The sequence below is a fragment of the Ralstonia sp. TCR112 genome, from assembly GCF_007997035.1.
Classification (GTDB): domain Bacteria; phylum Pseudomonadota; class Gammaproteobacteria; order Burkholderiales; family Burkholderiaceae; genus Ralstonia; species Ralstonia edaphi.
In genome coordinates this window covers 1-23956 of sequence record NZ_VOSS01000139.1, presented here as the reverse complement: position 1 = coordinate 23956, position 23956 = coordinate 1, and the positions used below count along the sequence as shown (strand labels likewise).

The window sequence follows — 23956 nt, the reverse complement described above, 5'->3', positions numbered from 1 at the left end:
CGTCGTGCGATGGTACTTCTTCGAGCGCACCACGTACTTGCCGTACAGCGGATGCTTGACGCGGTTTTCGATCAGGACCGTGACGGTCTTGTCCATCTTGTTGCTGACAACGCGACCGACGAGCGTGCGCTTCAGGGACGTTGCGGCTTCAGTCATTTCTGGTTCCCCTTCTGGCCCAGCACGGTGCGGACACCACGCCGATGTTGGTCAGCAGATGCGATGACGCCGTGACCACCGTGAAAGCACCGGCGCCTGCGAGCGCCATTGGCAGCACAAGCTGATCAGCGAGGTATTCGTCGACGGCTGCGGTGCTTTGCAGGTAGCGCTGCGCGGCACGGGCGACTTCCTTGCCGATCGTCTCCGCCGTCACGCCACGCTCGCCAAAGCCCGTGAAGACTTCGGTCACGTGCTCATGCTCGATGTCCAGGACGAGCGCATTGCCCGGGCCTTCCGCGTTGCCGAGATCGCGGACCGTGCCTTCGACGCCGGGCACGAGACGACTCAACGTGTCCAGCTCGCGCCGCGCCACGCTGCCGCGCACGCCGGCAACGATGCCTTCGGCACGCAGCGCCCGTTGCGCACCGCGCTCGGTCAGGTGTAGCGGCATCAACGCATCCGTGCACGGCGCTACCGTCGCGACCACCTCGCCGCCGCCCGCCGGATAGAAGCCGTGGCGCTTGAGCGCGAGCGTCTGCGTCACGCCCATGCGCGCCACCAGCGGCAGCCATGCCCGGATGAGGAAATCGACCGGCGGCGCCGCGCGGTTGTGCGTGCCACCGCTGACCGACACGGTGCTCGGCGCATCGGCAAACCATAGCGCTGGGAGGATCGTCTGCAGCACGAGCGTGCAACTGCCGGCCGTGCCGATGGCGAAGCGGTAATCGCCACCACGGATGGCGCCGGGCGCAAACCGCAGCGTCTGCGAGCCTGCTTCTGCGCCCTCTGCCGTCGCACCGCTGATCTGCATGGCGGCCTGCACCGCCGTCAGGTGCTGGCGCAGCAAGCCCGGCTTCGAACGCTTGGCGCGAATGTTCTCGATCCGGAATGGCGTGCCGGTCAGCATGGACAGCGTGAGCGCCGTGCGCAGGATCTGCCCGCCCCCTTCGCCTTGTGCGCCGTCCAGTTCGATGCAACCGGCGGACTGCAAGTGTTGTGCGTGTCGTGCGTGTCGTTGTAATAGGGTGTTCATGGTTTGTTCTTCTTGTTCTTTGTTGGTGTGCGCCTCGCCGCCGCATGCGCGTCAGGTCGCACGGGCTTCGCGAGCGTGCTCGCCCGTCTCAATCTCAATCGGTGGTGCTTGCTGCCAGCACGCACAGCGTGCGGCATCGCGGGTTGAAGACGGTCAGGCACCAGATGCCCCACCATTCCTTTCCCGCATCAAAGTAATCACTCCACGTGCTGCGCTCGGGCTCGTCGTCGGGGTTACCTACCCAGTCGACGGCTTTCAGATCGTCATCTGGAAGAACGCAGAGCATTGCGAGCCACTCCCGGAAGTCTTTCCGGTCGAGCTTCGTGCCGTAAGGCGGATCGAGGAATGCCCGCTCCAACGGTCCGCCTTCTTCTGCCAACGCACGAACTTCCGGTGCGTCAAGGCGCCTCGGACAAGCACGATCCAACTGGACGTCTTGTGTCGGCCACTCGAGCTGCGCGAACAAGCCGGCCAGCGCCTGGCGGTGAATCTCAGTGCCAGGCGCGTCCGGCCCTTCGACGCGATACAGCACGAAATCAAAAGCGCATCCGGCGTGCCCCAAGCGCCGGCGCATCGCCTCCATGTCAGGGCTCTCGACACGCGTCAGCATGGTCGATGCCCTTAACCCTTCACACACACCACCTGGCGCAGCGTGTGGACGATCTCCACCAGATCCGCCTGGGCAGCCATCACGTGGTCGATGTCCTTGTAGGCCATCGGGATCTCGTCGATCACGTCGGCGTCCTTGCGGCATTCCACGTGGGCCGTGGCGCGGATCTGGTCATCGACCGTGAAGCGCTTCTTGGCCTGCGTGCGGCTCATGGTGCGGCCTGCGCCGTGGCTGCACGAACAGAACGCGTCTTCGTTACCGAGCCCGCGCACGATGAAGCTCTTTGCGCCCATCGAACCCGGGATGATCCCAAGCTGCCCCTTCTGCGCCGACACCGCGCCCTTGCGCGTCATCAGCACCTCGCGGCCGAAGTGGGTTTCGCGCTGCACATAGTTGTGGTGACAGTTCACCGCTTCCACGTCGCCGCGAACGGCTTGGTGATGACCTTGCGCGCGGCCGCAATCACGTTCTGCATCATCGTGGCGCGGTTGCGGCGTGCGTAGTCCTGCGCCCAGCCGACGGCTTCAACGTAATCGTTGAAGTGCTCGCTGCCTTCTTCGAAGTACGCCAGGTCGCGGTCCGGCAGGTTGGCGATGTGCTGTCGCATATCGGCCTGCGCCAGTTCAATGAACAGGTTGCCGATGGCGTTACCCACGCCGCGCGAACCGGAGTGCAGCATGAACCAGACGCGCTGCTCTTCATCGAGGCAGACCTCGATGAAGTGGTTGCCCGTACCGAGCGTTCCCAGGTGCTTGTAGTTGTTGGTGTTCTTCAACTTCGGGTACTTGTCGGTGATGCGCTTGAAGCCATCGGCCAGTTCACCCCACATGGCATCCACGGTTTCCGGCGGCGTGTGCCAGGCCCCCTTGTCGCGCGGGCCCGGCGTACGGCCGTGCGGCACCGCCGCTTCAATGGCGCTGCGCAGGCCGTGCAGGTTGTCCGGCAAATCAGCCGCCGTGAGCGTCGTGCGCGCGGCCATCATGCCGCAGCCGATATCCACGCCGACGGCCGCCGGGATGATCGCGCCCTGCGTGGGGATCACGCTGCCGATGGTCGAACCCTTACCCAAATGCACGTCCGGCATCACCGCCAGGTGCTTGAAGATGAACGGCATCTTGGCCGTGTTCATCAACTGCTTGCGGGCGTCGTCTTCCACCGGCACACCGTTGGTCCACAGCTTGATGTCGGCGCCGTTGTCGACGTGGAGGGTGTTGTAGCTGCTCATGATGCGTTGCTTCCTTTGTTGTTGTCGTTGTTCTTCTTGCTGACCGTACGGCCGCTGCGTCGTATTACGCGACACGGTTTGCAGCGGATGGCGATCGAGTCGATATAGCCCTTGGCGGTTTCATACCACCATTTCTGCTGTGCGGCGGTCCAGACCTCGTGCTTTCCGCAATCGACGCAGGCGTACCACTGATCGACGTAGTAACCGTGTTGTGCGAAGCGGGGCAGACCGGAACCCCAGCTGTTGTGCGGCGCCAGTTGCGACACATCCACCGGCAAGCTACCTCGCGGTGGAGGCGGAGGCGACACCGGCGCTCGTGCCCGCAGGCAGGCAATCTTTGCCTGTTCTCGCCGCTCGTGGCGCCGCGCCATGATGGCGGCGCGCTTCTGTTTACCGCTGATCATGGTGCGCTCCTGCTGAGTTGGACACACCCTCTAGTGCAATGGGTATGCCAGGCCACTTCCCATGGCGCGATCGCATTCGCAACACCTTGATTTCATTGATTTTCCACGCATCCGACGCAGATGTAGGCACGCCCAACTTCCAGAAATACCGATCTATCGATATATTGGTTTATCTTTTTAGATAAACACGCGGGATGCGCAAAAACGTCGCCATCGGTTTCGTCGGTACCACGCTCGACTACGTGGGCAAGGGCGCGCAGCGCTGGGAGCGGTGGCGGCCGACCGTCGGCCTGTGCCAGCAGGACGACCTCGTCATCCACCGCCTGGAGCTGCTGCACGATGCCCGCAGCCGCGGCCTGTTCGAACGGCTGCGCGCGGACATCGCCTCGGTATCGCCCGAGACGGAGGTGCGCAGCGTGGAGGTTTCGCTACGCGACCCGTGGGACTTCGAAGAGGTCTACAGCACGCTGCACGATTTCACCCGCAGCTATGCCTTCGACACCGAGGCCGAGGACTACCTCATCCACATCACCACGGGCACGCACGTCGCGCAGATCTGCTGGTTCCTGCTGGCCGAGGCGCGCTACCTGCCGGCCCAGCTCATCCAGACGGCGCCGCCGCGCAAGAAGGAACTCGGCAACACGTCCGGCAGCTACAGCGTCATCGACCTGGACCTCTCGCGCTACGACAAGATCGCCACGCGTTTCGCACGCGAGCGCGAAGACACGGTGTCGCTGCTGAAGTCCGGCATTGCCACGCGCAACCCGGCGTTCAACCGGATGATCGAGCAGATCGAGCGCGTGGCCTCGCGTTCCAAGTCGCCGATGCTGCTGTTCGGGCCGACCGGCGCGGGCAAGTCGTTCCTCGCGCGGCGGGTGTACGAGATGAAGAAGGCGCGGCACCAGCTGGCCGGCCGCTTTGTCGAGGTGAACTGCGCCACGCTGCGCGGCGACAGCGCCATGTCGGCGCTCTTCGGCCACGTGAAAGGCGCCTTCACCGGCGCACAGACCGAGCGCGCGGGCCTGCTGCGCAGCGCGGATGGCGGCCTGCTGTTCCTCGATGAGATTGGCGAACTGGGCCTGGACGAACAAGCCATGCTGCTCAAGGCCATCGAAGAGAAGCGCTTCCTGCCGTTCGGCAGCGACCGCGAAGTCGAAAGCGATTTCCAGCTCATCGCGGGCACCGTGCGCGACCTGCGACAGTGGGTGGCCGAGGGGCGCTTTCGCGAAGACTTATACGCGCGGATCAATCTGTGGACCTTCGACCTGCCGGGCCTGGCCGATCGCCCTGAAGATCTGGAGCCGAACCTCGATTTCGAACTCGCCCGTTTTGCACGCGAGCACGGCGAGCAAGTGCGCTTTCATACCGAGGCGCGCCGCATTTATCTGAAGTTCGTCACTTCGCCGCAGGCGCGGTGGACGGGCAACTTCCGCGAGCTATCGGCCAGCGTCACGCGGCTGGCAACGCTGGCCGAAGGCGGGCGCATCACCGAAGCCGATGTCGCAGACGAAATCGCGCGTCTGCAACGCACGTGGGCCGAGCCGGACCCGGCAGGCAAAGGCGACCGCCTTGCCAACTTGATCGGCGACGCGGCGGCATCGATCGACCTGTTCGACCGCATGCAGCTGGAAAACGTGATTGCCGTGTGCCGCGAATCGGCATCGCTGTCGGACGCCGGGCGCCGGCTCTTCGACGTGTCGCGCACCGAGAAGGCCAAGGTGAATGACGCCGACCGGCTGCGCAAATACCTCGCACGGTTCGGACTCGATTGGGCGACCGTGCGCGCCGGCTAGGCGCTCGGTAAGATGCGCTCCATCCTTCGACGCCTTCGCACTCGACACCACACGCCATGATCCGCCTGGACGACCTCACCATCCTCGTGCTGGCCGTGGACAACGGCAGCCTGTCGGCGGCTGCGCGTGTGTTGAACATTGCCCCCGCGGCAGCAAGCGCGGCCATCAAGCGGTTGGAGGCGGAACTCGGCGTGCGGCTGCTGGCGCGCTCCACGCGCAGCCTGGCGCTCACGCAGGAAGGCGAGCGCTACCTGCAACATGCGCGCCGTGCGCTGGCGGATCTGCAGGCCGGGCAGGACGCGCTCGCGCTCGGCCGCCAAGCCATCGGCGGCGATGTGTCGCTGTCGATCCCGTCAGACCTCGGCCGCAACGTGCTCACCGGCTGGCTCGACGACTTCCTCACCGAGCACCCAGCGGTGGCGCTTCAGGTGCGCATCGGCGACCGGCTGGTCGACATGTTCCGGCAGCGCGTCGATGTCGCGGTGCGCTATGGGGAGCCGGAGGATTCATCGCTCGTGGCGCTGCCGCTGGCGCCGGACAACCGCCGCGTGCTGTGCGCGGCGCCGGCCTACTTTGCGCGGCACGGCGTGCCGAAGACACCGGACGATCTGCGTCAGCACAATTGCCTGTTGCTGGCCCTGTCCGACACCACGCACGACCAGTGGACCTTTCACGGTGCGAGCGGCGACGGTCAGGCGCACGTTGTGCGCGTCACCGGCAACCGCATTGCCGACGACGGCGAACTCGTGCGCCGCTGGGCCGTTGCGGGGCATGGCATCGCTTACACGTCGCGGCTGGACGTCTTGGCCGATCTGCGCGCCGGCCGGCTGCAAGCCGCGCTCACCGACTGGCACGGCGAGGCGGCACCGCTGCATCTGATCTGCACGCACCGCCTCACGCTGTCGCCCACGTTGATGCGGCTGCGCGACTTCCTGCAAGACCGCATTGCCGGTTATCTGGCGGACGCCTGAATCAAAACCCTTCCAGCACGATCTTGCCGCGCGCCTGATTGCTTTCGATGAAGGCATGCGCATGCTTGAGGTTGGCGGCATTGATCGTGCCGAAGTGCTCGTTCATGGTGGAACGCAACGTGCCTTCGTCGATGAGCGCGGCCACGCGGTTGAGCAGGCGGTGCTGCTCGATCTGGTCGTCCGTGCTGAACATGGAGCGCGTGAACATGAACTCCCAGTGCAGCGACAGACTCTTCGCCTTGAGCTTGCGCACGTCGAGCTGCGCCGGGTCGTCGATCAACGCAAGGCGGCCTTGCGGCTTGAGCGCCTCGACGATCTGCTCGAAGTGATGTTCGGTCTGGTTCAGGCTGGCGACGTAGTCCACCGCTGGCACACCAATGCGATGCAGTTCTGCAGCCAGCGGCTGCGCGTGGTTGATCACATGGTGAGCGCCCAGCTCGCGCACCCAGGCGGCCGTCTCCGGGCGCGAGGCGGTGCCGATCACGGTCAGGCCCGTCAACCGGCGCGCGAGCTGCACGAGCACCGACCCCACACCGCCCGCCGCACCGACGATCAACAACGTCTTGCCGCTGGGCGCCGCAGATTCCGGCACCTGGAGCCGGTCGAAGAGCAATTCCCAGGCGGTGATGGCGGTGAGCGGCAGCGCCGCTGCCTGCGCAAACCCGAGCGTGGCGGGCATCGTGCCGACCACGCGTTCGTCCACGACATGCAGCTCGCTATTGGTGCCCGGGCGCTGCAGGGCACCGGCATACCACACCGCATCGCCCGGCTTGAAGAGCGACACCTCCGCTCCGACAGCGCGCACCACGCCGGCAGCATCCCAGCCCAGCACGCGGGGCTGACCATCCACCGGCGGCATGCCGGCGCGCACCTTCACATCGACCGGGTTGACGGAGATGGCGCGCACTTCCACAAGCAAGTCGCGTGGGCCTGGTGTGGGCTCGGGCAGGGTCAGGTCGACCAGCGCCTCGGGGCGGTCGATGGGCAGGCTTTGGTAGTAGGCAACGGCTTTCATGGCGGACATTCCAGTGAATTGGATAGCCGCATCATGGGCGCGCAATGCTGGGGGAAACAGACGCGTGGCGCAGATTCAGTTTCAACGGCGGACAGAAAATCCGACGCTGCCGCATCAAGCCGCGGGCATGCCGTGGAGGTCTGCGCTGCAGTTCGGGTGGGCTTCGTCGTGATGGTGCTCACGCAGCGCGCCCGGGATGCCGGTGGCCGCCAGACCATCGGCTGCGAGCCATGCCGCCGTGGCGGCAGCAGCGCGGTCGATCAATTCACCGCAGCGTGCGTAGTCGTAGGGTGACACGTCGAGCGGGCACAGCGGCGGCACAACGGTAATGGGCACCTGCCCGGCCCATCGCTCCAGGTCTTGCACGAGCTGACGCGCGACCAGCAGCGACAAGGCGTTCAGCGCGTGCTCGATGGCGCTGCGCGGGGCACGGCGGTCCGCACACGCAAACCCTGCCGGCAGTACGACGACGCGTGTGGCGCCCAGCCGGATGGCCGCGGAGATCGGCGTGTTGTTGGCGACGCCGCCGTCGATCAACAGGCGATCACCAACGCGCACCGGCGGAAACACGCCGGGAATGGCGGCGCTGGCCAGCACAGCTGGCACGATGGCGCCAGACGACAACACCACCTCGGCGCCGGTGCGCATGTCGGTGGCCACCACATGCAGCGGCAGCGGGGCCGACTCAAGCAGGGTCTGCGCAAAATGCCGCGTCAGCAGGCGCTGCAGGCCAGAGGCATCGACGAGGTGTTCCCGTCGGCCGCCCAGGATGCCGAGCATGCTGAACATTGCCCGCCAGGACCACGGCATCACGTCGGCGCGCCGCACGCCGCGCCACAGCGCCTCAAGCTGCGTCGTGCCGGCCACGTGCGGATTGCACGCAAAAAAGGCAGCGTTGATGGCGCCGGCCGAGGCGCCCACCACCATGTCGGGCACCACGCCGGAGGCCACCAGCTCGCGCAGCATGCCGGCCTCGATGGCGCCGAGGCTGCCGCCACCGGCAAAGACAAACGCCGTTCGTTCCACTCTGTCCATGATCGATGCCGCGTTGCAGCAAGGAGTCCCAACTGGTCAATCCAGGGACGACTGGAACTAGAGTAGGTCTGCCCCGCCGTTGCGGCTAGTGGGGCCGGTCAGTCGCAATCAGCGAGCTTGCCGCGCGGCGTCCGCCAGCGGCTTCCAGTGCAGAAAGCCGAACAGCAACGTCAGCAGCACGCTGTCGAACAACGGCCCCTTGTGCAGCGCCACCTTGCGAAAGCACAGCACCACTTCCAGCAGGTGCGCGGCCAGCAGCACCAGCGCCACGATGCGCAACCAGCCGATGGCGTCGGCCGACAGCGGCAGTGGCGTGGCATAGCTGGCCAGCGCGAGGCCATACACGGCAAGCAGGACGATCTTGCTGAGGACGTTGAACATGCCAGGACTCCAGAGGGACGGTGATTCCGATGCCATGCAGCATACCGGCCAGCGCTGTCCCTCCGGCCGCTTCAAACACCTGGATAGACGCCACCCTCCAGCCGGCTGTCTCTGCCGGCAAGCGGCGTCAGGCCGTCGCCGTGCCGAACCACCGCTGCAACGCCGCCTGCAGCCCCTCAGTGCTTCCGTTACCGACCCACGCCACGTGGCCGTCGGGGCGGACCAGCACAGCGGAGGGCGCGGGCACCGTGCCCACCACCGGCAGCGCCCAGGCGCCTGCGTAGCGGGCATCCACCCGCCGCACGCGGTCGGCCCATGGCGCGATGTCGATGGCATCCGCCGGGCCGAAGTTGAGCAGCACCGCGCCCGCCGCGTGCAACAGCTGGAAGACGCGCACCGGGCCTTGGGCGGTGTCCAGGTCGAGGTCCGGCATGCGGCGGCCGAGCAGCGGATGCCCTTCGCCAAAGTCGTAGCGCACATCGAGCGCCGAGACCATCCCAACCAGGCGCCTGCGCGGTTCATCCATGCGAAACAGCTCCGAGGTGATCTCGCTCAGCGCCTTGGACCGCTCGTCCTGGCGAAGCAGCACCACCTGCGCCAGCGTATTGCGCAACGTACGCGCGGCCACCGGATGGCGCTCGGCGTGATAGCTGTCGAGCAGGCTTTCGGGCGCCGTCCGTTTGATGACGGCGGCCAGCTTCCAACCGAGGTTCACGGCATCCTGCATGCCCATGTTCAGGCCCTGCCCGCCCATGGGCGGATGCACGTGCGCGGCGTCGCCTGCCAGCAGCACACGTTTGTCGCGGTAGGCCACGGCCTGGCGGGCCATATCGGAAAACCGCGAGATCCAGTTCGGGCGATGCGCGCCAAAGTCGGTGCCATAGACCGCGATCAGCGCCTCGCTCAGGTCGGCCAGCGTGGGCGCATTGTCGGTACCGAGTTGTCGCTCGGTCAGCACCACGCGGACGCATTTGCCATCTTCCATGGGCGCGACGGCGTGCCGGCCGATGGCATCGTATTTGAAGCCAAAGGGGGGTGGCGGCTGCGTGGTGTGCACCTCGGCGATGAGCCAGCTGGTCGTGGCGTCCCAGCCCGCAAACTCGATGCCGGCAGCCTTGCGGACAGCGCTGCGCCCGCCATCGCAGCCAACGAGGTATTGCGCCCGCAGCACCTTGCCGTCGGACAGCGTGACCTCGACGCCGCTGCCGTCTTGCGTGAAGCCCGTCACTTCCCGCGCGCGATAGAACGGCACGCCGAGCTCGCCGACCCACTGCGCGAGGAGTCGCTCGGTGTGGTGCTGCCACAGGCCGAGCACGTAGTTGTGCCGGGTGGGAAAGTCGCTGATGTCCAGCGGGTTCTCGCCAAAATGCACGACCGGATAGGTCTTGCCCTGCGAGACAAACCGCTCGGCCACGCCACGCTGGTCGAGCACCTCGATCGACCGTGCGTGCAAGCCCAGGGCACGCACACCCACCACATCCTGGTTGGCGCGGCGTTCGACAATGGCGACGTCAATGCCGGCCAGGGCCAGCTCGGCCGCGAGCATGAGCCCCGTCGGCCCACCGCCGGCAATCACCACGGCATGCCCGCTCATTTCACACCTCCGGCTTGCATCACCACGGCACTGCCCTGTGCTCCAAACATCGATGGCATCACACGCATGTCTCACCCTCCTTTCGGTCGGTTTCAAGATTGGGGGGGGCGACGCTACTGCGGCCGCCGGGGCTTCCCGCAAGCCCCGGGGGTCGCGGTATACTTGAGGCAACGGTGGAGCGAATGCTTGTCTGGCGAAGCGCACACCATGAAAAAAAGGCCGTCCCGAAGGACGGCCTTTTCTGTTTCTGCGCCTGCCGAAACTTATTCGACAGTCACCGATTTCGCCAGGTTACGCGGCTTGTCGACGTCGGTGCCGCGCGCCAGTGCCGTGTGATACGCCAGCAGCTGCAGCGGTACCACGTGCAGGATCGGCGAGAGCTGCCCGTAGTGCTCCGGCATGCGGATCACCTGGATGCCGTCGCCCGACTGGATGTGCGTATCGGCGTCGGCAAACACGTACAGCTTGCCGCCGCGCGCGCGCACTTCTTGAATGTTCGACTTGAGCTTTTCGAGCAGCGCGTCGTTCGGGGCCACGGTCACGACCGGCATCTGCTCGGTCACCAAGGCCAGCGGGCCGTGCTTGAGTTCGCCGGCCGGGTAGGCCTCTGCGTGGATGTACGAGATTTCCTTGAGCTTGAGCGCGCCTTCCAGGGCGATCGGGTAATGCAGACCGCGGCCGAGGAACAGCGCGTTTTCGCGGCGGGCAAATTCGTCCGACCACGCGATGATCTGCGGCTCGAGCGCCAGCACCGCGTTCAACGCCGACGGGAGGTGGCGCAGATGGCGCAGTGCATCTTCTTCCTGCTCGGCGTTCAGATGACCGCGCAGCTTGGCGAACGTCAGCGCCAGCATGTACAGCGCGGCCAGCTGCGTGGTGAACGCCTTGGTGGACGCCACGCCGATCTCGGTGCCGGCGCGCGTGAGGAACTTGAGCTGCGTCTCGCGCACCATGGCGCTGGTCGCCACGTTGCAGATGGCGAGCGTATGCGTGTGGCCCAGTTCGCGTGCGTGGCGCAGTGCGGCCAGCGTGTCGGCGGTTTCGCCCGATTGCGAGATCACGACGACGAGCGCGTTCGGGTTGGGCACCGTCTCGCGGTAGCGGTATTCGCTGGCAACCTCGACCTGCGTCGGGATCTTGGCGATCGATTCAAGCCAGTACTTGGCCGTGCAGCCAGAGTAGTAGCTCGTGCCGCAGGCCAGGATCAGCACGCTGTCGACCTTGGGCAGCACCTGGGCCGCCTCGGGGCCAAACAGGTCGGGCCCAAAACCCTGCACGCCTTCGAGCGTATCGCCCAAGGCGCGCGGCTGCTCGAAGATTTCCTTCTGCATGAAGTGGCGGAAGGGGCCGAGTTCAACAGCGGCAGCGTAGGTGCCGACTTCCTTCACTTCACGCTCGACGATCTTATCGTTTGCATCGGCCACGGTGAAGCCTTCGCGGGTGAGTTCCACCACGTCGCCTTCTTCCAGGTAGGCCATGCGGCTGGCGGTACCGGCCACGGCCAGCGCATCGGAGGCGAGGAACGATTCGTTCTCGCCAAGCGCCACGACCAGCGGCGAGCCGGCGCGCGCCCCCACCACCACGTCGGGGTTGTCGCGTGCAAACACGGCAATCGCATAGGCGCCGTGCAAGCGCTTGACCGACGCACGCACCGAGGCGAACAGGTCGCCGCGCGTGGCGCTGCTCGGGTACGTGTAGGCCTGGTGGATCAGGTGCGCGACGACTTCCGTATCCGTCTGCGATTCAAAGCCGTAGCCGACAGCCTTGAGTTCTTCGCGCAGCGCTTCGTAGTTTTCGATGATGCCGTTGTGCACCAGGGCGATGGTGTCGCCGGAGAAATGCGGGTGCGCGTTGACGGTATCCGGCCGGCCATGCGTGGCCCAGCGGGTGTGCGCGATGCCGATGGCGCCATCGAGGTGGCTGGTCTGTGCCTGGGCATCGAGATCGGCCACGCGCGACACGGTGCGCGCGCGCTCGAGCTGTCCGTCACGCTGAACGGCAACGCCGCAGGAATCATAGCCGCGGTATTCCAGGCGGCGCAGGCCTTCGATCAGGACGGGAACGATATTGCGCGTGGAAACCGCGCCAACGATACCGCACATGTTGATTTCTCCAGTTGGGGTGCGGCCGCAGGCTTAATGTGCGCCGCACTCGGTAATTCAGTATCGATGCTCGTGTGCCGAAGCGGCATCCGCTGTTCGGCGCAGGAGAAAACCTGTCAGCCTTCCTTCCTCTGCTTGACCGGGCGCTGCCAGCTGTCGATGGTGACCTGCCGTGCCCGCGAGACCGTCAGCTTACCGTCGGGCGCATCCTTGGTCAGCGTGGTGCCGGCGCCCAGCGTCGCGCCCTTGCCCACGCGCACCGGCGCCACGAGCTGCGTGTCGGAACCGATGAAGGCATCGTCTTCGATGATGGTGCGGAATTTGTTCGCGCCGTCGTAGTTGCAGGTGATGGTGCCCGCGCCGATGTTGACGCGCGAGCCGACCGTGGCGTCGCCCACGTAGGCCAGGTGGTTGGCCTTGCTGTGCGCCGCGATCTGGCTGTTCTTGACCTCGACAAAGTTGCCGATGTGCACGTCTTCGGCCAGTTCGGTGCCCGGGCGCAGCCGCGCGTACGGGCCGATGCGCGAGTCGGCGCCAACCTTGGCGCGCTCGATGTGGCAGAACGGCAGAATCTCGGCGCCGGCCTCGATGGCGGCATCGCGGATCACCGCATTGGCGCCGATGCGCACGCCGTCAGCCAGCGTGACGTCGCCCTCGAAGATGCAGTTGACGTCGATCACCACGTCGCGGCCGCAGGTGAGCTTGCCGCGCACGTCGATGCGCGCCGGGTCGACGAGCGTCACGCCGTCTTCCAGCAGTTGCTGCGCGATATTGCGTTGGTGAATGCGCTCCAGCTCCGCCAACTGCACCTTGCTGTTCACGCCCAGCGTTTCCCACTCGGCCAGCGGATGGGCGGACGTGATGGGCACGCCTTCGCTGGCGGCGCGCTCGATCACGTCGGTCAGGTAGTACTCGCCCTGCGCGTTGTCGTTGGAGAGCGTGGCAAGCCAGCTCTTGAGCTTGGCCGTCGGGCACACCAGGATGCCGGTGTTCACCTCATGGATGGCGAGTTGCGTTTCGTTGGCGTCTTTCTGCTCGACGATGCGCGTGATGCGGCCGGCGGCGTCGCGCACGATGCGGCCGTAGCCGGTCGGGTCGCCCAGATGCACGGTCAGCACGCCCAGGTGATCGTTGCCGGCGGCGCCCACCAGCGCGCTCAGCGTTTCGGCGCGGGTGAGCGGCACATCGCCGTAGAGCACCAGGGTGGGCACGCTCTCGTCGAGCTGGTCGACGGCCTGCATGACGGCGTGACCGGTGCCCAGTTGCTTGTCTTGCGTGGCGAAAGCGATGTCGGGCGCGCCAACCATCTCGCGCACCCGATCGCCGCCATGACCGACGACGACGACCAGCCGCGTCGGCGACAGGGTGCGTGCGGTTTCAATGACGTGCGCCAGCAGCGATTTGCCGGCCAGGGGATGCAGCACTTTCGGCAGGGCGGAGCGCATGCGTTTGCCCATGCCCGCAGCCAGGATGACGATATTCACAAGGAGGTTCCTAGAGTGACTCGAAGCGATAGCCTGCGACGGGTTGCCGGCACCGGGATCGGCTGCCTGAAACCCACCGCCCGCCACCTCCCCTCAGGATGGCCGGACCGCCTGCAAACCCTTCTGCGGGGCGCTTTTGCGGCGTATAAGACACAGATGGAAAAATTCTAGCATGGGGCCCACCCTCCCCCTGAACCGGTCAAACGGTGGAATTGTTGCAATCGCGCCATTACCGAGACGGTTAGGCCGCCGGCCGGTCAGGCGGATGGCGGAGCGCACGCAGCGCATGTGCGCCGCGTGTGTCACCTGTGTGAAGCGCGCCGCGCTCAGCTTGCCGCGGCCTCCCCGGACACGGCCTGCTCGGCGGGCTTGTCGCCCGGTTTGCGCTCAAACCGCACGAACTCGATGCGGTCGTCGTGCGAGCCGGCAAACACCAGCGGGGCCTGGTCGTAGGCGGTCTGGCCGAACAGCGCGTCTTCGCCGATCTTCGCCAGGCCGGTGGTCAGGCCGTTGAAGTCGAACAGATCGGTATCGGCCAGGTGCGACGGCACGACGTTCTGCAGCGAAGCGAAGATGTTGTCGATGCGGCCCGGCGTCTGGCGCTCCCACTCCAGCAGCATCTCCTTGACCTTCTTGCGTTGCAGGTTTTCCTGCGAGCCGCAGAGGTTGCACGGGATGATCGGGAATTCCATCGCGCGGGCGTAGGAGGCGATGTCCTTTTCCGCGCAATAGGCAAGCGGCCGGATGACGATGTGGTCGCCGTTGTCGGTGGCCAGCTTGGGCGGCATCGACTTCATCTTGCCGCCAAAGAACATGTTCAGGAAGAACGTGTTGACGATGTCGTCGCGGTGGTGGCCCAGCGCGATCTTGTTGGCGCCCAGCTCCTTGGCCGTGCGGTAGATCACGCCGCGGCGCAGGCGCGAGCACAGCGAGCACGTCGTCTTGCCCTCGGGCACCTTCTCCTTGACGATCGAATAGGTGTCCGCCTCGACGATCACATATTCCACGCCCAGCTTCTTCAGATAGTTGGGCAGCACCTCTTCCGGAAAGCCGGGCTGCTTCTGGTCGAGGTTCATCGCGATCAGCTTGAAGTCGACCGGCGCGCGCTTCTGCAGCGCCATCAGCACCGACAGCATCGTGTACGAATCCTTGCCGCCGGACAGGCACACGAGGATGGTGTCGCCGTCTTCGATCATCTTGAAGTCGCCGATGGCGCGGCCAACCTGCGACTGCAGACGGGTTTCGAGGCGGTGGAAATTATTGGAAAACGTCATGGCATATCGACCCCGCCAGCGCTGAATAATGGCCGGACGGGCGTCAAATTGTGAGGAAAATCAGCATTTTAGCGCGCGCGGGGCGCCGTCTGCAGGGTCGCGCGAACAGGCCTAGAATCGTTTGCCTATCTTTGGCTCGATGGAAACGAACCCCATGAGGACAGCAATGCGGATTCTGGTGCTTGGCGCCGGTGGCACCGGCGGTTATTTCGGTGGGCGGCTCGCCCAGGCGGGCGCGGACGTGACATTCCTGGTGCGCCCTGCGCGGGCGGCGCGGTTGCGCGAACACGGTCTGGTGATCCGCAGCCCGCACGGCGATGCGCAATTGCCCGTGCAGACCGTCACCGCAGACCAGGCGGCGGCTTGGGGCCGTGCCGACCTGGTGCTGCTGAGCTGCAAGGCCTACGACCTGGAAGACGCCATCACGGCCATCCGCCCCGTGGTGGGCGAGCGCACGGTGGTGCTGCCGGTGCTCAACGGGCTCGCGCATCTGGAACGGCTCGATGCGGCGTTTGGTGAATCGCGGGTGCTCGGTGGGCTGTGCCACATCAGTGCGACAAGTGCGCCGGATGGCGCGGTGCTGCACCTGAGCAACGGGCAGGGCCCCGCCGCGCATTCGATCACCTTTGGCGAGCGCACGCCGCATGCGCCGCGCGAGCGCACCGAGGCGATTCGCGATGTGTTTGCCACGGCCAACTTTGATTCCGTGCTGACCGAGAACGTCATGCAGGACATGTGGGAGAAGTTCACGTTCCTCACTTCGCTGGCGGCAATGACGTGCCTGATGCGGGCGACGGTGGGCGAGATTGTTGCCACGGATGAGGGCGCGGCGCTGAACGAGGCGATGTTCAACGCGTGCGAGCGTGTGGCGGCGGCGTCGGGGTATCCGAATCGGCAGGCGGCGCGCGAACGTGCGCTGAACGTGCTGACGCAGGCGGGCTCACCGCTGACGGCATCGATGCTGCGGGATCTGGAGAGCGGTGCGCGGGTGGAGGCCGATCACATCGTGGGGGACATGCTGCGCCGTGGGCGGGCGTTGGGCGTTGATGTGTCGCTGCTGCGGGTGGCGTTTGCGCATTTGCAGGCTTATCAGCAGCGGGTGTTGCGGGCGGCTGTTTGATGTTTTGCGTTTGTGGTTTATCCCCGGTTTCATCCCCTGCCGGGGCTGACTTACTTTCTTTTGGTCTTGGCCAAAGAAAGGTAGGCAAAAGAAAGGCGCGCCCGAGATGGCGAAAGATTCCTTGAATTTCCGTAACCGGGCGGAGACGGGAAAAACTCGCTTCGCTCAGACAGTTTCCCCCTCTTTTTCCTCCCTGCAACAGAAATTCAAGGCGCCATCTAGGGCAGGAAAGTCAAAGGACAAAAGCCACACCATCTGGACACAAGCCCAAAAGACAAGGCCAACCTCGCGACGGGTTGGCCTTTTTCTTTTGACGTTGAGCCCTTGATGGCGCCTTGAATTTTCGTAAGCGGGCGGAAAAAAGGTGGGGAACTGTCTGAGCGCAGCGAGTTTTCCCCACCTCCGCCCGGTTACGCAAATTCAAGGAATCTTTTCGCCATCTCGGGCGCGCCTTCTGTTTGCTTACTTTTCTTTGGCAAGACAAAGAAAAGTGAGTCGGTCCCGGCAGGGAACGAAAGGGAGGTGGACCACCAACGCTCAAATCCTCAAAGGATCAATCTCCAACTGCCACCGCACCCCCTTCACAGTCTTGCCAATCCCCGCAAACCCCTCAGTCCAGGCAGTCAACAGCTTCTGCAAAGCCGCGCGAGAACCCGATTCCACCAGCAACTGCGCCCGCTCGCGGTTGGCCAGGCGCACCATCGTCATCGGCACCGGATCATGCAAAAACACCGGCGCGCCCAATTCAGCGGCCAAGGCTTCACCAGCCGAACGCGCGGCGCCCAAAAACTCCAGCGCGCGTGCGACTTCCTTGTGCTCTGCGGTCAACAACGCCTGATAGGCAAACGGCGGCAGCCCGGCCTGTTTGCGCTCCCGCAGCAGCTGGCGCGCAAAACCGTCGTAGTCGTGCCGAACCAGCGCCTGCAGCGCCGGTGCGTCGGGATACCGCGTCTGAATCAGCACCTCGCCGGCCAAGCCGGCCCGGCCCGCGCGGCCCGCCACCTGCATCAGCGAGGCAAAGAGATGCTCTCCCGCGCGGAAGTCGTGCGAGAACAGCGAGGAATCGGGCGCGACCACGCCCACCAGCGTCACGCGCTGGAAGTCGTGCCCCTTGGCGACCATCTGCGTGCCGATCAGGATGTCGACGCCGCCTTCGTGCACGGTGTCGAACAGCGCTTCGGCGCTGCCCTTGCGGCGGGTGGAATCGGCGTCGATGCGGGCGACGCGGGCCTGCGGAAACAGCTCGCCGAGCGTTTCTTCAATGCGCTGGGTGCCGCGCCCGAGCGGGGCGATGTCGACGTTGCCGCAGTCGGGGCAGTGATGCGGAATGCGCGATTCGTACCCGCAGTGGTGACAGCGCAGGCGCCGCTCCGGCTTGTGCAGCACCAGGTACGCCGAGCAGCGCGGACAGCCCGACAGCCAGCCGCAGGCGTCGCAGGACAGCACAGGCGCGTAGCCGCGGCGGTTGAGGAACAGCAGGCTTTGTTCGCCGCGCGCCAGGCGATCGGCAATCGCATCGACGAGCGGTTTGGACAGCCCATCACGAATCGCACGCCCGGCGCGGCGCTCCAGGTTCAGGTCGATGAGCGACACGCGCGGCAGCACCGCTTCTGCCTGCGCGCGTTGCGAGAGCGTCAGGCGCGTCGTAGCCGTCTGCTCGGCGCGCCACCAGGTTTCCAGCGACGGCGTGGCAGAGCCCAGTACCACGGGGATGTTGCGCTGCTTGGCACGCCATAGCGCCAGGTCGCGTGCGGAATAACGCAGACCCTCCTGCTGCTTGTACGACGTGTCGTGCTCCTCATCGACAAGGATGAGCGCGAGGTTGGGCAGCGACGCCAGCATCGCCAGCCGCGTGCCGAGCACGATGCGCGCTTCACCGCGATGCGCGGCCAGCCAGTTCAGCGCGCGCGGCTGTTCGGCCAGACCGCTGTGCAGCGCGGCCATGGGCACGCCGGGAAAACGCGCCGCAATGCGCGCCTCCAGCTGCGGCGTCAGGTTGATCTCGGGCACCAGCATCAGGACCTGCGCGGCGGGGTCGCGCGCCAAGGCGTCGGCGATGGCGTGCAGGTAGACCTCGGTCTTGCCGCTTCCGGTCACGCCAAACAATAGGAAGGGGCTGAAGGTACCCGCCGCCCCGGCCTGGGCGATGGCCGCCACGGCGGCGGCCTGTTCGTCGTTCAGGGCGGGCGCGACGGAAGGCGCCGGCAGCTCGAGCGGTTGCGGCAGCAGCGCCTTCGGCCGCAGTTCTGCGCGCAGCCAGCCGACGGTCGTCCAGTCCCGCAGCTTGGCGACGGCTTGCCCGTGCAATTCAACGGCGGCGCTGGTGGACAGCTCGCCATCGCCGGTCAGTGCTTCGGCCAGGCGCATGGCGCCGGACGCACGTTTCGGAACGCTGTCGAGCAACGCGGCCCGCGCCGGTTCAAACATCACGTAGACGGTTTCGTTGGCCTGCCGGGCGAGGTTGTCCCAGCTGCCCGGCGTGCGCCACAACGGCGGCAACGCGGGCAACGTCACCTCGCCGAGCGCACGGTGGTAGTAACCGGCAGCAAATTCGGCGAGCGCCCGCCATTCGGCGTCGAGCGGCGGCACCCAGGCCAGCACCCGCTCCACATCGCGCAGCTTTTCTTGCGGAACATCGGTGGTTGCGGCAGTTTCGACCACCAACGCCACCACCCGCCTGTTGCCGAACGGCACCACCACGAGCTGCCCAACCAGCACAGGTTGCCCGCACCGGTAATCGAACACGGCATCGAGCGGTGTATCGATCACCACACGCGCAATGGCAGCCGACACCTGGGCATCAGAAAACGCGGCGTCGACGTGGGCGGTGGTCATGCTTGGCGCAAACGGTTGAATTGCAAAGAGTTTGTTGCGATGCAGCGGCGCATCCTGCACCTGGGAAATGCGTCTTGCCCATCTCACCTTGCCTTCACAGCCATTGCCATGGTCGGTTCAATGTTCAAGTACTACTTGAGGTTTATGCCTTGGCGCCCTGATCGGCGACCGTTTTCCGGCCTATCCACACGGCCTGTGGATAACTTTGTTGAAAAGTCGGCCGCTGCGCCCGCGAAGGCCGGTAGACGCGCTGTTTTTCTAGCTTGCACGATTTACGCGCACGCGGCTTTCTTTCAGAAAAATCAAACACTTATGCGGTGCGTGCACAGAGCCGCCCCTGTTGCGCCGCGGAAAGAACCAGCCGCGACAGCTTTGTGCATAAGTCAAGTCTTGACAGCCGGCTTACGCACCAGAAAGCGCGAAATAAATCGCTTGACACCCCGTTGGGGCCAGATGGGGCCACCGGCACGCGAGTAGTCACTCACCCCTACTGCACCAAAGCGGCGAAGATTCCACCCGTGCCCCCGACTTCACGCACTATTGCGGCACGATTCAAACGCTATCGCACTGCAGCATTGATCTTGATCGTGTTACTTCGCTTTCGACCGCAGCGCGCGGCTGAAGCTGTGCACCTCCTCCACCAGCACCGATACGGCTTCGGGCGGGGTGAACTGCGAGATGCCGTGGCCGAGGTTGAAGATGTGGCCATCGCTGCCACCGCCGGCTGCGTAGTCTTCCAGCACGCGGCGCGCTTGCGCGCGAATCGCCTCCGGCTCGGCAAACAGCACGGTGGGGTCCAGGTTGCCTTGCAAGGCGACGCGGCCCGCCGTTCGCTGGCGAGCGCGCTGCAGGTTGACGGTCCAGTCCACGCCCAGCGCGTCAGCACCGGTCTCGGCCATGCCTTCGAGCCACAGGCCGCCGCCCTTGGTGAACAGGATGACCGGCACGCGCTGGCCGTCGGCCCCGGGGCGAATACCCTTCACCACGCGGGCCATGTAGGCCAGCGAAAACTCCTGGTAGATGCCATCGGCCAGCGCTCCGCCCCAGGTATCGAACACCTGCACAGCCTGTGCGCCTGCATCGATCTGTGCATTCAGATAGTCGATCACGGCCTGCGCGTTGATCTCCAGGATGCGGTGCATCAGGTCCGGGCGCGCGTAGAGCATCGACTTGACGGTGCGGAAGTCGTCCGAACCGCCGCCTTCGACCATGTAGCAGGCGAGCGTCCACGGGCTGCCCGAGAAGCCGATGAGCGGCACCCGCTGGCGGCCGTCCTGGACGAGCGCACGGCGGATTTCCGCCACGGCGTCAAACACGTATTGCAGCGACGACATGTCCGGCACGGACAGCGCCGCCACATCGGCTTCCGTGCGCACCGGCTTGGCAAAGCGCGGCCCCTCGCCTTGCGCGAACGACAGCCCCAGGCCCATGGCGTCGGGCACGGTCAGGATGTCGGAGAACAGGATTGCCGCGTCCAAGGGGTAGCGGTCCAGCGGCTGCAGCGTCACTTCCGTCGCGTACGCAGGCGACTTGGCCAAGCCGAGGAAGCTGCCGGCCCGCGCACGCGTGGCGTTGTACTCAGGCAGATAGCGGCCCGCCTGGCGCATCAGCCACAGCGGGGTGTAGTCGGTCGGCTGGCGGCGCAGGGCGCGCAGGAAGGTGTCGTTGGCGAGCGGGGCGGACATGGCGATGGACTCTTGAGGAGGGCGCCATTGTAAGGGATGGTGTTTTTATCCTTCCCTGACCCAGGCCAACCCGTCGCCAATCACGACGCAGATATCACGGCACCTTGTGCGTATCGCCCGCACGCTGCGGCGGCAGCTTGATCGCCATCGACTTGAAATCCGGGCTGGTGGTCAGTGTTCCGTGCACCACGCCGCGCGGAATCACGACCAGATCGCCCGCCCGGACTTCCCGCGGCGCGCTGTCGAGCCAGACGGTGGCCGTGCCCGACATCACGTACTGGATTTCGTCGGCGTACGTATGCGTGTGCTTGGCGACGGTACCGACCTGGACGCCCACCGTGCCGTTGGCCGCCGTGACCAGCGTCTTGGTGCGCAGCGTACCCATCTCGGCGATGACGGGGCCGATTTCGTCCGGCGTCATGCCGCCCATGTTGACGATCTGCGCCGCAAGCGGCGGTGCCGAGGCCGGAGCCGATGCCGCCGCCGGTTCTGGCACTTGCGCAAACGCGCCGACACCGGCGGCAAAGATAGCGGCAGCGGAAATCGCTCGAATCACAGCAACAGGACGATGGCGATGCATGATGGCTCCTCATGACGCGGCCGCCGTCAAGGCGCGGCAGTCCGTGTGGCGCGGTCGCTTGACCGACTCGCGGCGATTGTCGCATCGGCATGCGGCCGCGTAGACCTAGGGCGATTCCCGAGAAACCGGGGCGCCGCTCCCAAACCGGCTCGCCTATAGTGGACCGCGCCAAGCCCGCCACAAAACGACATCACAGGAGACCGGCATGACACACAAGGGAAGCTGCCACTGCGGCAAGGTCGCATTCGAAGTCGAAGGCCATCCGGAAAGCGCGATGGCGTGCAACTGCTCCATCTGTCAGCGCAAGGGCTCGCTGCTGTGGTTCGTGGCGCGCGACAAGGTGCGGCTGCTGACGCCGGAAGACAACGCAAGCACCTACCTCTTCCGCAAGCACGTCATCAAGCACCGCTTCTGCCCCACCTGCGGCATCCATCCGTATGCCGAGGGCGTCATGCCCGACGGCACGCCCATGATTGCCGTCAACGTGCGCTGTCTGGAAGACATCGATTTGGCCAGTGTGCCGGTCACCCACTTCGACGGGCGGTCGATGTAGCAGCGCGGCGCTACAGCCACATCTGCATCACGCGCTCGCCGGCCTCCACCGGCTTGCCGTTCGGCATCCACACCGCATCCAGCATCGGCCGCACGAGATCGAGTTCGGTCGACATGCCGTCCTGCCGGCCAAAGCGTGCGCTGTTGGCGGCCTGCGCTTCCACGATGCGGCGGTCCTGCTCCGCCACGCGATACAGGAACGGCCAGACGAGCCAGCGCACGGCCCAGGCCGGCGCCCAGCGGTTTTCCACATGCAGCGTGGCGAACAGGCGCGTGCGCATCTCGTCTTCGGGCGTGAAGTGCAGCGTGAAATACAGCGCACTGCCGTTGGCGTAGCGGTATTCGAGCTGGGCGGTGGAAGGCGCGGCGATACCGAAATGCGCACGCTCCATCGTGCGCGGCGATTCGAACAGGCGGTACAGCAGACCGCTTTGCTGCGGCTGGCCGGCGTAGTCGACCTGCAGGCCATCTGCCGACTGGGCGACGGTCACCGTCATCGGCTGGCGCGCGCCATGGCTGCGCACGAGACCCGGATGCACGAGATGCGTGTGCAGCGGGTCAAGAAAATTCTCCAGCGCGTCGGCGGGGCGTGCCTGCCACAGCGTGCTCCACAGAAAGCGGCGGCTGCCGGGCGGCAAGCGCTGCAGGAACGCCGGCAAGGCCGCAGGCGCAGCTTCGCCCGGCGGCCGTGCACTCATCCAGATCAGCCCGTCGTGCTCGAACACCTGCCACGCATTCACTTGCACGGCGGGCACGGCGGCGCCTGGGCACAGGCCCGGCATGGTGGTGCAGCGGCCGTCGGCGCCGAACGTCCAACCGTGGTATTTGCACTGCAGTGTCTCGCCAACGAGCTGGCCGTCGGACAACGGCACATGCCGATGCGGGCAGCGATCGTCCAGCGCAAGCAAGCCGCTGGAGGGCAAGCGCGCGAGCACCACCGCGCGGCCAAACACGGTCACGTGCATCGGTTTGTCGCGCAGGCGGTTCGCCTCGGCGACGGGATACCAGCCGCGCAGCAGCGTGGCGTTCCAGGCAGTCATAACTGAAAGCGTTGCATGATCGGCACGCCGATCCGGGTGGTGAGGGTGCGCAGCACGGCGACGGCGCGGCGCGTGGCGGGTGGCAGATGCCTGCAGTAGACGGCGCTCATCTCGATGGCCGGCACGCCTCCGCGCAGGCGCTTGAAGTGCGCGGCGCCAGCGCTCAGGTTCAACTCGGCATCGCGCGTGATGGTCAGGCGCAGCACGTGCGCCATCAGCAGGCGATACAGCCCTGCTTGCTGGGGCCACGTCGTGTCGTAGCCGACGATGGGCGCGGTCAGCAACGGCCCTTGCCCAAACACGCCGACCACCGCGCGCAGCACGCCCTGCGCATCCCGAAAACCCGCGCATTCGAGCAGCCCTGCCGCGTGCCACGCGCGAAGAAACGCTGCGGTGTAACGCGGGTTCAGCGCGGAATACTTGTCGAGATAGAGCTGCGCATAGAGCCGCTCGGCCTGCGCGAAGTCGGTGTCGGTCAAGGCGTCGTGCGGCACGAAGGTCAGCGGCGTCGCGTCGAGCAGCTTGAGGTCCCGCCGCAGATCGCGACGCAGTTCCGACACGCGCGACGCACGCTGCAACTGCAGGAACAGATAGACCTGCCGCGTGGGGATCAAATCGAAGCCGGCAGCCGTGGCGGCGCGCAGCCAGTCGGCGTGCTGGATCGTGTTGAGCGAACGCAGCCAGATCGCGCGGTCCGGCCAGCGCTCGCGGCATGTTCGCGCGAGCGCTTCCAGATCGAAGGCCGCCGCCGATGGATACAGGTTCGTACTGACCAGCCAGTTGTTGACGGCCACCGCACGGTCGAGCTGCGCATGCCGCATCCACGCATCGGCCAGGCCAATGGCGCCGCGCAGCACCGGCCGCAGCATGCGCGGCATCAATCGCTCGGATTCTTCCGCCGCATAGCGGCCGTACGTGGTGATGGGCGAGCAGACCCAGGCGTTTTCGGCATGGTCGGCGCGATCCTCACTGCCGTTGATGGTCACGGGCAGCGGCAGACCGCCAGCCTCCACCACGTCGACCTGCGTCACCAAGTTGGCGACGAACGGCTGCGACGCCTGCCCGCG

At 65.9% G+C, this 23956-nt stretch carries 20 protein-coding genes and 1 pseudogene; 4 read left to right on the top strand and 17 right to left on the bottom strand.

Translation table 11 applies throughout. From position 1 onward, the window contains the following. From FUT88_RS24180 to FUT88_RS24160, 5 genes and pseudogenes are all read right to left on the bottom strand, one after another. Positions 1 to 156, bottom strand: a 156-nt coding sequence (locus FUT88_RS24180; protein ID WP_147218999.1) for a 30S ribosomal protein S17, incomplete at its 3' end; no start/stop codon positions are given. Further along, entirely contained in the window at positions 149 to 1189 is a 1041-nt protein-coding gene (rtcA, locus tag FUT88_RS24175) for an RNA 3'-terminal phosphate cyclase (RefSeq protein ID WP_147218998.1), read from the bottom strand. The genes rtcA and FUT88_RS24180, both read right to left, overlap by 8 nt. A gap of 94 nt (positions 1190 to 1283) precedes the next feature. Continuing rightward, positions 1284 to 1799 carry a hypothetical protein gene (locus FUT88_RS24170; protein ID WP_147218995.1) on the bottom strand — a complete coding sequence of 172 codons (516 nt, stop codon included), beginning with the start codon at positions 1797 to 1799 and terminating at the stop codon, positions 1284 to 1286. Positions 1800 to 1810: 11 nt separating this feature from the next. Continuing rightward, positions 1811 to 3024: pseudogene (locus tag FUT88_RS24165) on the bottom strand (RtcB family protein). Further along, positions 3021 to 3428 carry a zinc-ribbon domain containing protein gene (locus FUT88_RS24160; RefSeq protein WP_147218993.1) on the bottom strand — a complete coding sequence of 136 codons (408 nt, stop codon included), beginning with the start codon at positions 3426 to 3428 and terminating at the stop codon, positions 3021 to 3023. The pseudogene FUT88_RS24165 and the gene FUT88_RS24160 overlap by 4 nt, the downstream one beginning before the upstream one ends. Positions 3429 to 3622: 194 nt before the next feature. Between FUT88_RS24160 and rtcR the strand changes: the two genes are divergently transcribed. Then, on the top strand, positions 3623 to 5221 hold the full coding sequence (rtcR, locus tag FUT88_RS24155) for an RNA repair transcriptional activator RtcR (protein WP_147218991.1): 1599 nt from the start codon (positions 3623 to 3625) through the stop codon (positions 5219 to 5221). 56 nt (positions 5222 to 5277) lie between these two features. Then, positions 5278 to 6192 (top strand): LysR family transcriptional regulator, encoded by a 915-nt coding sequence (locus FUT88_RS24150; RefSeq protein ID WP_147218989.1) that lies wholly within the window; start codon positions 5278 to 5280, stop codon positions 6190 to 6192. Position 6193: 1 nt separating this feature from the next. On the opposite strand, the gene FUT88_RS24145 is transcribed toward FUT88_RS24150, so the two are convergent. The 7 genes from FUT88_RS24145 to ttcA all read right to left on the bottom strand — a co-directional run bounded on the left by FUT88_RS24145 (position 6194) and on the right by ttcA (position 15077). Further along, positions 6194 to 7207 carry a zinc-binding alcohol dehydrogenase family protein gene (locus FUT88_RS24145; RefSeq protein WP_147218987.1) on the bottom strand — a complete coding sequence of 338 codons (1014 nt, stop codon included), beginning with the start codon at positions 7205 to 7207 and terminating at the stop codon, positions 6194 to 6196. Positions 7208 to 7321: 114 nt separating this feature from the next. After that, the gene (locus FUT88_RS24140) at positions 7322 to 8242 is read right to left on the bottom strand and encodes a patatin-like phospholipase family protein (protein ID WP_147218985.1); all 921 of its coding nucleotides are present in this window, start codon (positions 8240 to 8242) and stop codon (positions 7322 to 7324) included. 108 nt (positions 8243 to 8350) lie between these two features. Beyond that, positions 8351 to 8623 carry a DUF1145 domain-containing protein gene (locus tag FUT88_RS24135; protein WP_027678525.1) on the bottom strand — a complete coding sequence of 91 codons (273 nt, stop codon included), beginning with the start codon at positions 8621 to 8623 and terminating at the stop codon, positions 8351 to 8353. Between the two features lie 127 nt (positions 8624 to 8750). After that, positions 8751 to 10217: an FAD-dependent monooxygenase gene (locus FUT88_RS24130; RefSeq protein ID WP_147218983.1), complete on the bottom strand. Its 1467-nt coding sequence runs from the start codon at positions 10215 to 10217 to the stop codon at positions 8751 to 8753. Positions 10218 to 10480: 263 nt separating this feature from the next. After that, a complete protein-coding gene (glmS, locus tag FUT88_RS24125; RefSeq protein WP_147218980.1) occupies positions 10481 to 12319 on the bottom strand; it encodes a glutamine--fructose-6-phosphate transaminase (isomerizing) in 1839 nt (612 codons plus the stop codon). 116 nt (positions 12320 to 12435) lie between these two features. After that, positions 12436 to 13803 (bottom strand): bifunctional UDP-N-acetylglucosamine diphosphorylase/glucosamine-1-phosphate N-acetyltransferase GlmU, encoded by a 1368-nt coding sequence (glmU, locus tag FUT88_RS24120; protein ID WP_147218978.1) that lies wholly within the window; start codon positions 13801 to 13803, stop codon positions 12436 to 12438. Between the two features lie 326 nt (positions 13804 to 14129). Beyond that, complete coding sequence (ttcA, locus tag FUT88_RS24115; RefSeq protein WP_147218976.1) at positions 14130 to 15077, bottom strand: tRNA 2-thiocytidine(32) synthetase TtcA; 948 nt, start codon at positions 15075 to 15077, stop codon at positions 14130 to 14132. Between the two features lie 166 nt (positions 15078 to 15243). Between ttcA and panE the strand changes: the two genes are divergently transcribed. Continuing rightward, positions 15244 to 16197 carry a 2-dehydropantoate 2-reductase gene (panE, locus tag FUT88_RS24110; RefSeq protein WP_186829371.1) on the top strand — a complete coding sequence of 318 codons (954 nt, stop codon included), beginning with the start codon at positions 15244 to 15246 and terminating at the stop codon, positions 16195 to 16197. Between the two features lie 537 nt (positions 16198 to 16734). On the opposite strand, the gene FUT88_RS24095 is transcribed toward panE, so the two are convergent. From FUT88_RS24095 to FUT88_RS24085, 3 genes are all read right to left on the bottom strand, one after another. After that, complete coding sequence (locus FUT88_RS24095) at positions 16735 to 19032, bottom strand: primosomal protein N' (RefSeq protein WP_147214715.1); 2298 nt, start codon at positions 19030 to 19032, stop codon at positions 16735 to 16737. A 590-nt stretch (positions 19033 to 19622) separates the two neighbouring features. Beyond that, positions 19623 to 20717 (bottom strand): uroporphyrinogen decarboxylase, encoded by a 1095-nt coding sequence (hemE, locus tag FUT88_RS24090; RefSeq protein WP_147214714.1) that lies wholly within the window; start codon positions 20715 to 20717, stop codon positions 19623 to 19625. Positions 20718 to 20811: 94 nt separating this feature from the next. Then, on the bottom strand, positions 20812 to 21297 hold the full coding sequence (locus FUT88_RS24085; RefSeq protein WP_147214713.1) for a cupin domain-containing protein: 486 nt from the start codon (positions 21295 to 21297) through the stop codon (positions 20812 to 20814). Between the two features lie 205 nt (positions 21298 to 21502). On the opposite strand from FUT88_RS24085, the gene FUT88_RS24080 reads away from it, so the two are divergent. Beyond that, entirely contained in the window at positions 21503 to 21850 is a 348-nt protein-coding gene (locus tag FUT88_RS24080; protein ID WP_147214712.1) for a GFA family protein, read from the top strand. Between the two features lie 10 nt (positions 21851 to 21860). On the opposite strand, the gene FUT88_RS24075 is transcribed toward FUT88_RS24080, so the two are convergent. Both FUT88_RS24075 and FUT88_RS26340 read right to left on the bottom strand, forming a co-directional pair. Further along, a complete protein-coding gene (locus FUT88_RS24075; RefSeq protein ID WP_147214711.1) occupies positions 21861 to 22889 on the bottom strand; it encodes a Rieske 2Fe-2S domain-containing protein in 1029 nt (342 codons plus the stop codon). Beyond that, positions 22886 to 23956: hypothetical protein (locus FUT88_RS26340; RefSeq protein ID WP_186829264.1), on the bottom strand; the 1071-nt coding region annotated here is incomplete at its 5' end. The genes FUT88_RS26340 and FUT88_RS24075, both read right to left, overlap by 4 nt.

What these genes read in the sequence shown, in the direction of transcription:
- ttcA (WP_147218976.1), bottom strand. Translation starts at nt 15,077, where the DNA reads ATGACGTTTTCCAATAATTTCCACCGCCTCGAAACCCGTCTGCAGTCG.
- FUT88_RS24160 (WP_147218993.1), bottom strand. Translation starts at nt 3,428, where the DNA reads ATGATCAGCGGTAAACAGAAGCGCGCCGCCATCATGGCGCGGCGCCAC.
- FUT88_RS24075 (WP_147214711.1), bottom strand. Translation starts at nt 22,889, where the DNA reads ATGACTGCCTGGAACGCCACGCTGCTGCGCGGCTGGTATCCCGTCGCC.
- FUT88_RS24085 (WP_147214713.1), bottom strand. Translation starts at nt 21,297, where the DNA reads ATGCATCGCCATCGTCCTGTTGCTGTGATTCGAGCGATTTCCGCTGCC.
- FUT88_RS24080 (WP_147214712.1), top strand. Translation starts at nt 21,503, where the DNA reads ATGACACACAAGGGAAGCTGCCACTGCGGCAAGGTCGCATTCGAAGTC.
- hemE (WP_147214714.1), bottom strand. Translation starts at nt 20,717, where the DNA reads ATGTCCGCCCCGCTCGCCAACGACACCTTCCTGCGCGCCCTGCGCCGC.
- panE (WP_186829371.1), top strand. Translation starts at nt 15,244, where the DNA reads ATGCGGATTCTGGTGCTTGGCGCCGGTGGCACCGGCGGTTATTTCGGT.
- rtcR (WP_147218991.1), top strand. Translation starts at nt 3,623, where the DNA reads ATGCGCAAAAACGTCGCCATCGGTTTCGTCGGTACCACGCTCGACTAC.
- FUT88_RS24135 (WP_027678525.1), bottom strand. Translation starts at nt 8,623, where the DNA reads ATGTTCAACGTCCTCAGCAAGATCGTCCTGCTTGCCGTGTATGGCCTC.
- FUT88_RS24145 (WP_147218987.1), bottom strand. Translation starts at nt 7,207, where the DNA reads ATGAAAGCCGTTGCCTACTACCAAAGCCTGCCCATCGACCGCCCCGAG.
- FUT88_RS24150 (WP_147218989.1), top strand. Translation starts at nt 5,278, where the DNA reads ATGATCCGCCTGGACGACCTCACCATCCTCGTGCTGGCCGTGGACAAC.
- FUT88_RS24170 (WP_147218995.1), bottom strand. Translation starts at nt 1,799, where the DNA reads ATGCTGACGCGTGTCGAGAGCCCTGACATGGAGGCGATGCGCCGGCGC.
- FUT88_RS24140 (WP_147218985.1), bottom strand. Translation starts at nt 8,242, where the DNA reads ATGGACAGAGTGGAACGAACGGCGTTTGTCTTTGCCGGTGGCGGCAGC.
- rtcA (WP_147218998.1), bottom strand. Translation starts at nt 1,189, where the DNA reads ATGAACACCCTATTACAACGACACGCACGACACGCACAACACTTGCAG.
- FUT88_RS24130 (WP_147218983.1), bottom strand. Translation starts at nt 10,217, where the DNA reads ATGAGCGGGCATGCCGTGGTGATTGCCGGCGGTGGGCCGACGGGGCTC.
- FUT88_RS24095 (WP_147214715.1), bottom strand. Translation starts at nt 19,032, where the DNA reads ATGACCACCGCCCACGTCGACGCCGCGTTTTCTGATGCCCAGGTGTCG.
- glmS (WP_147218980.1), bottom strand. Translation starts at nt 12,319, where the DNA reads ATGTGCGGTATCGTTGGCGCGGTTTCCACGCGCAATATCGTTCCCGTC.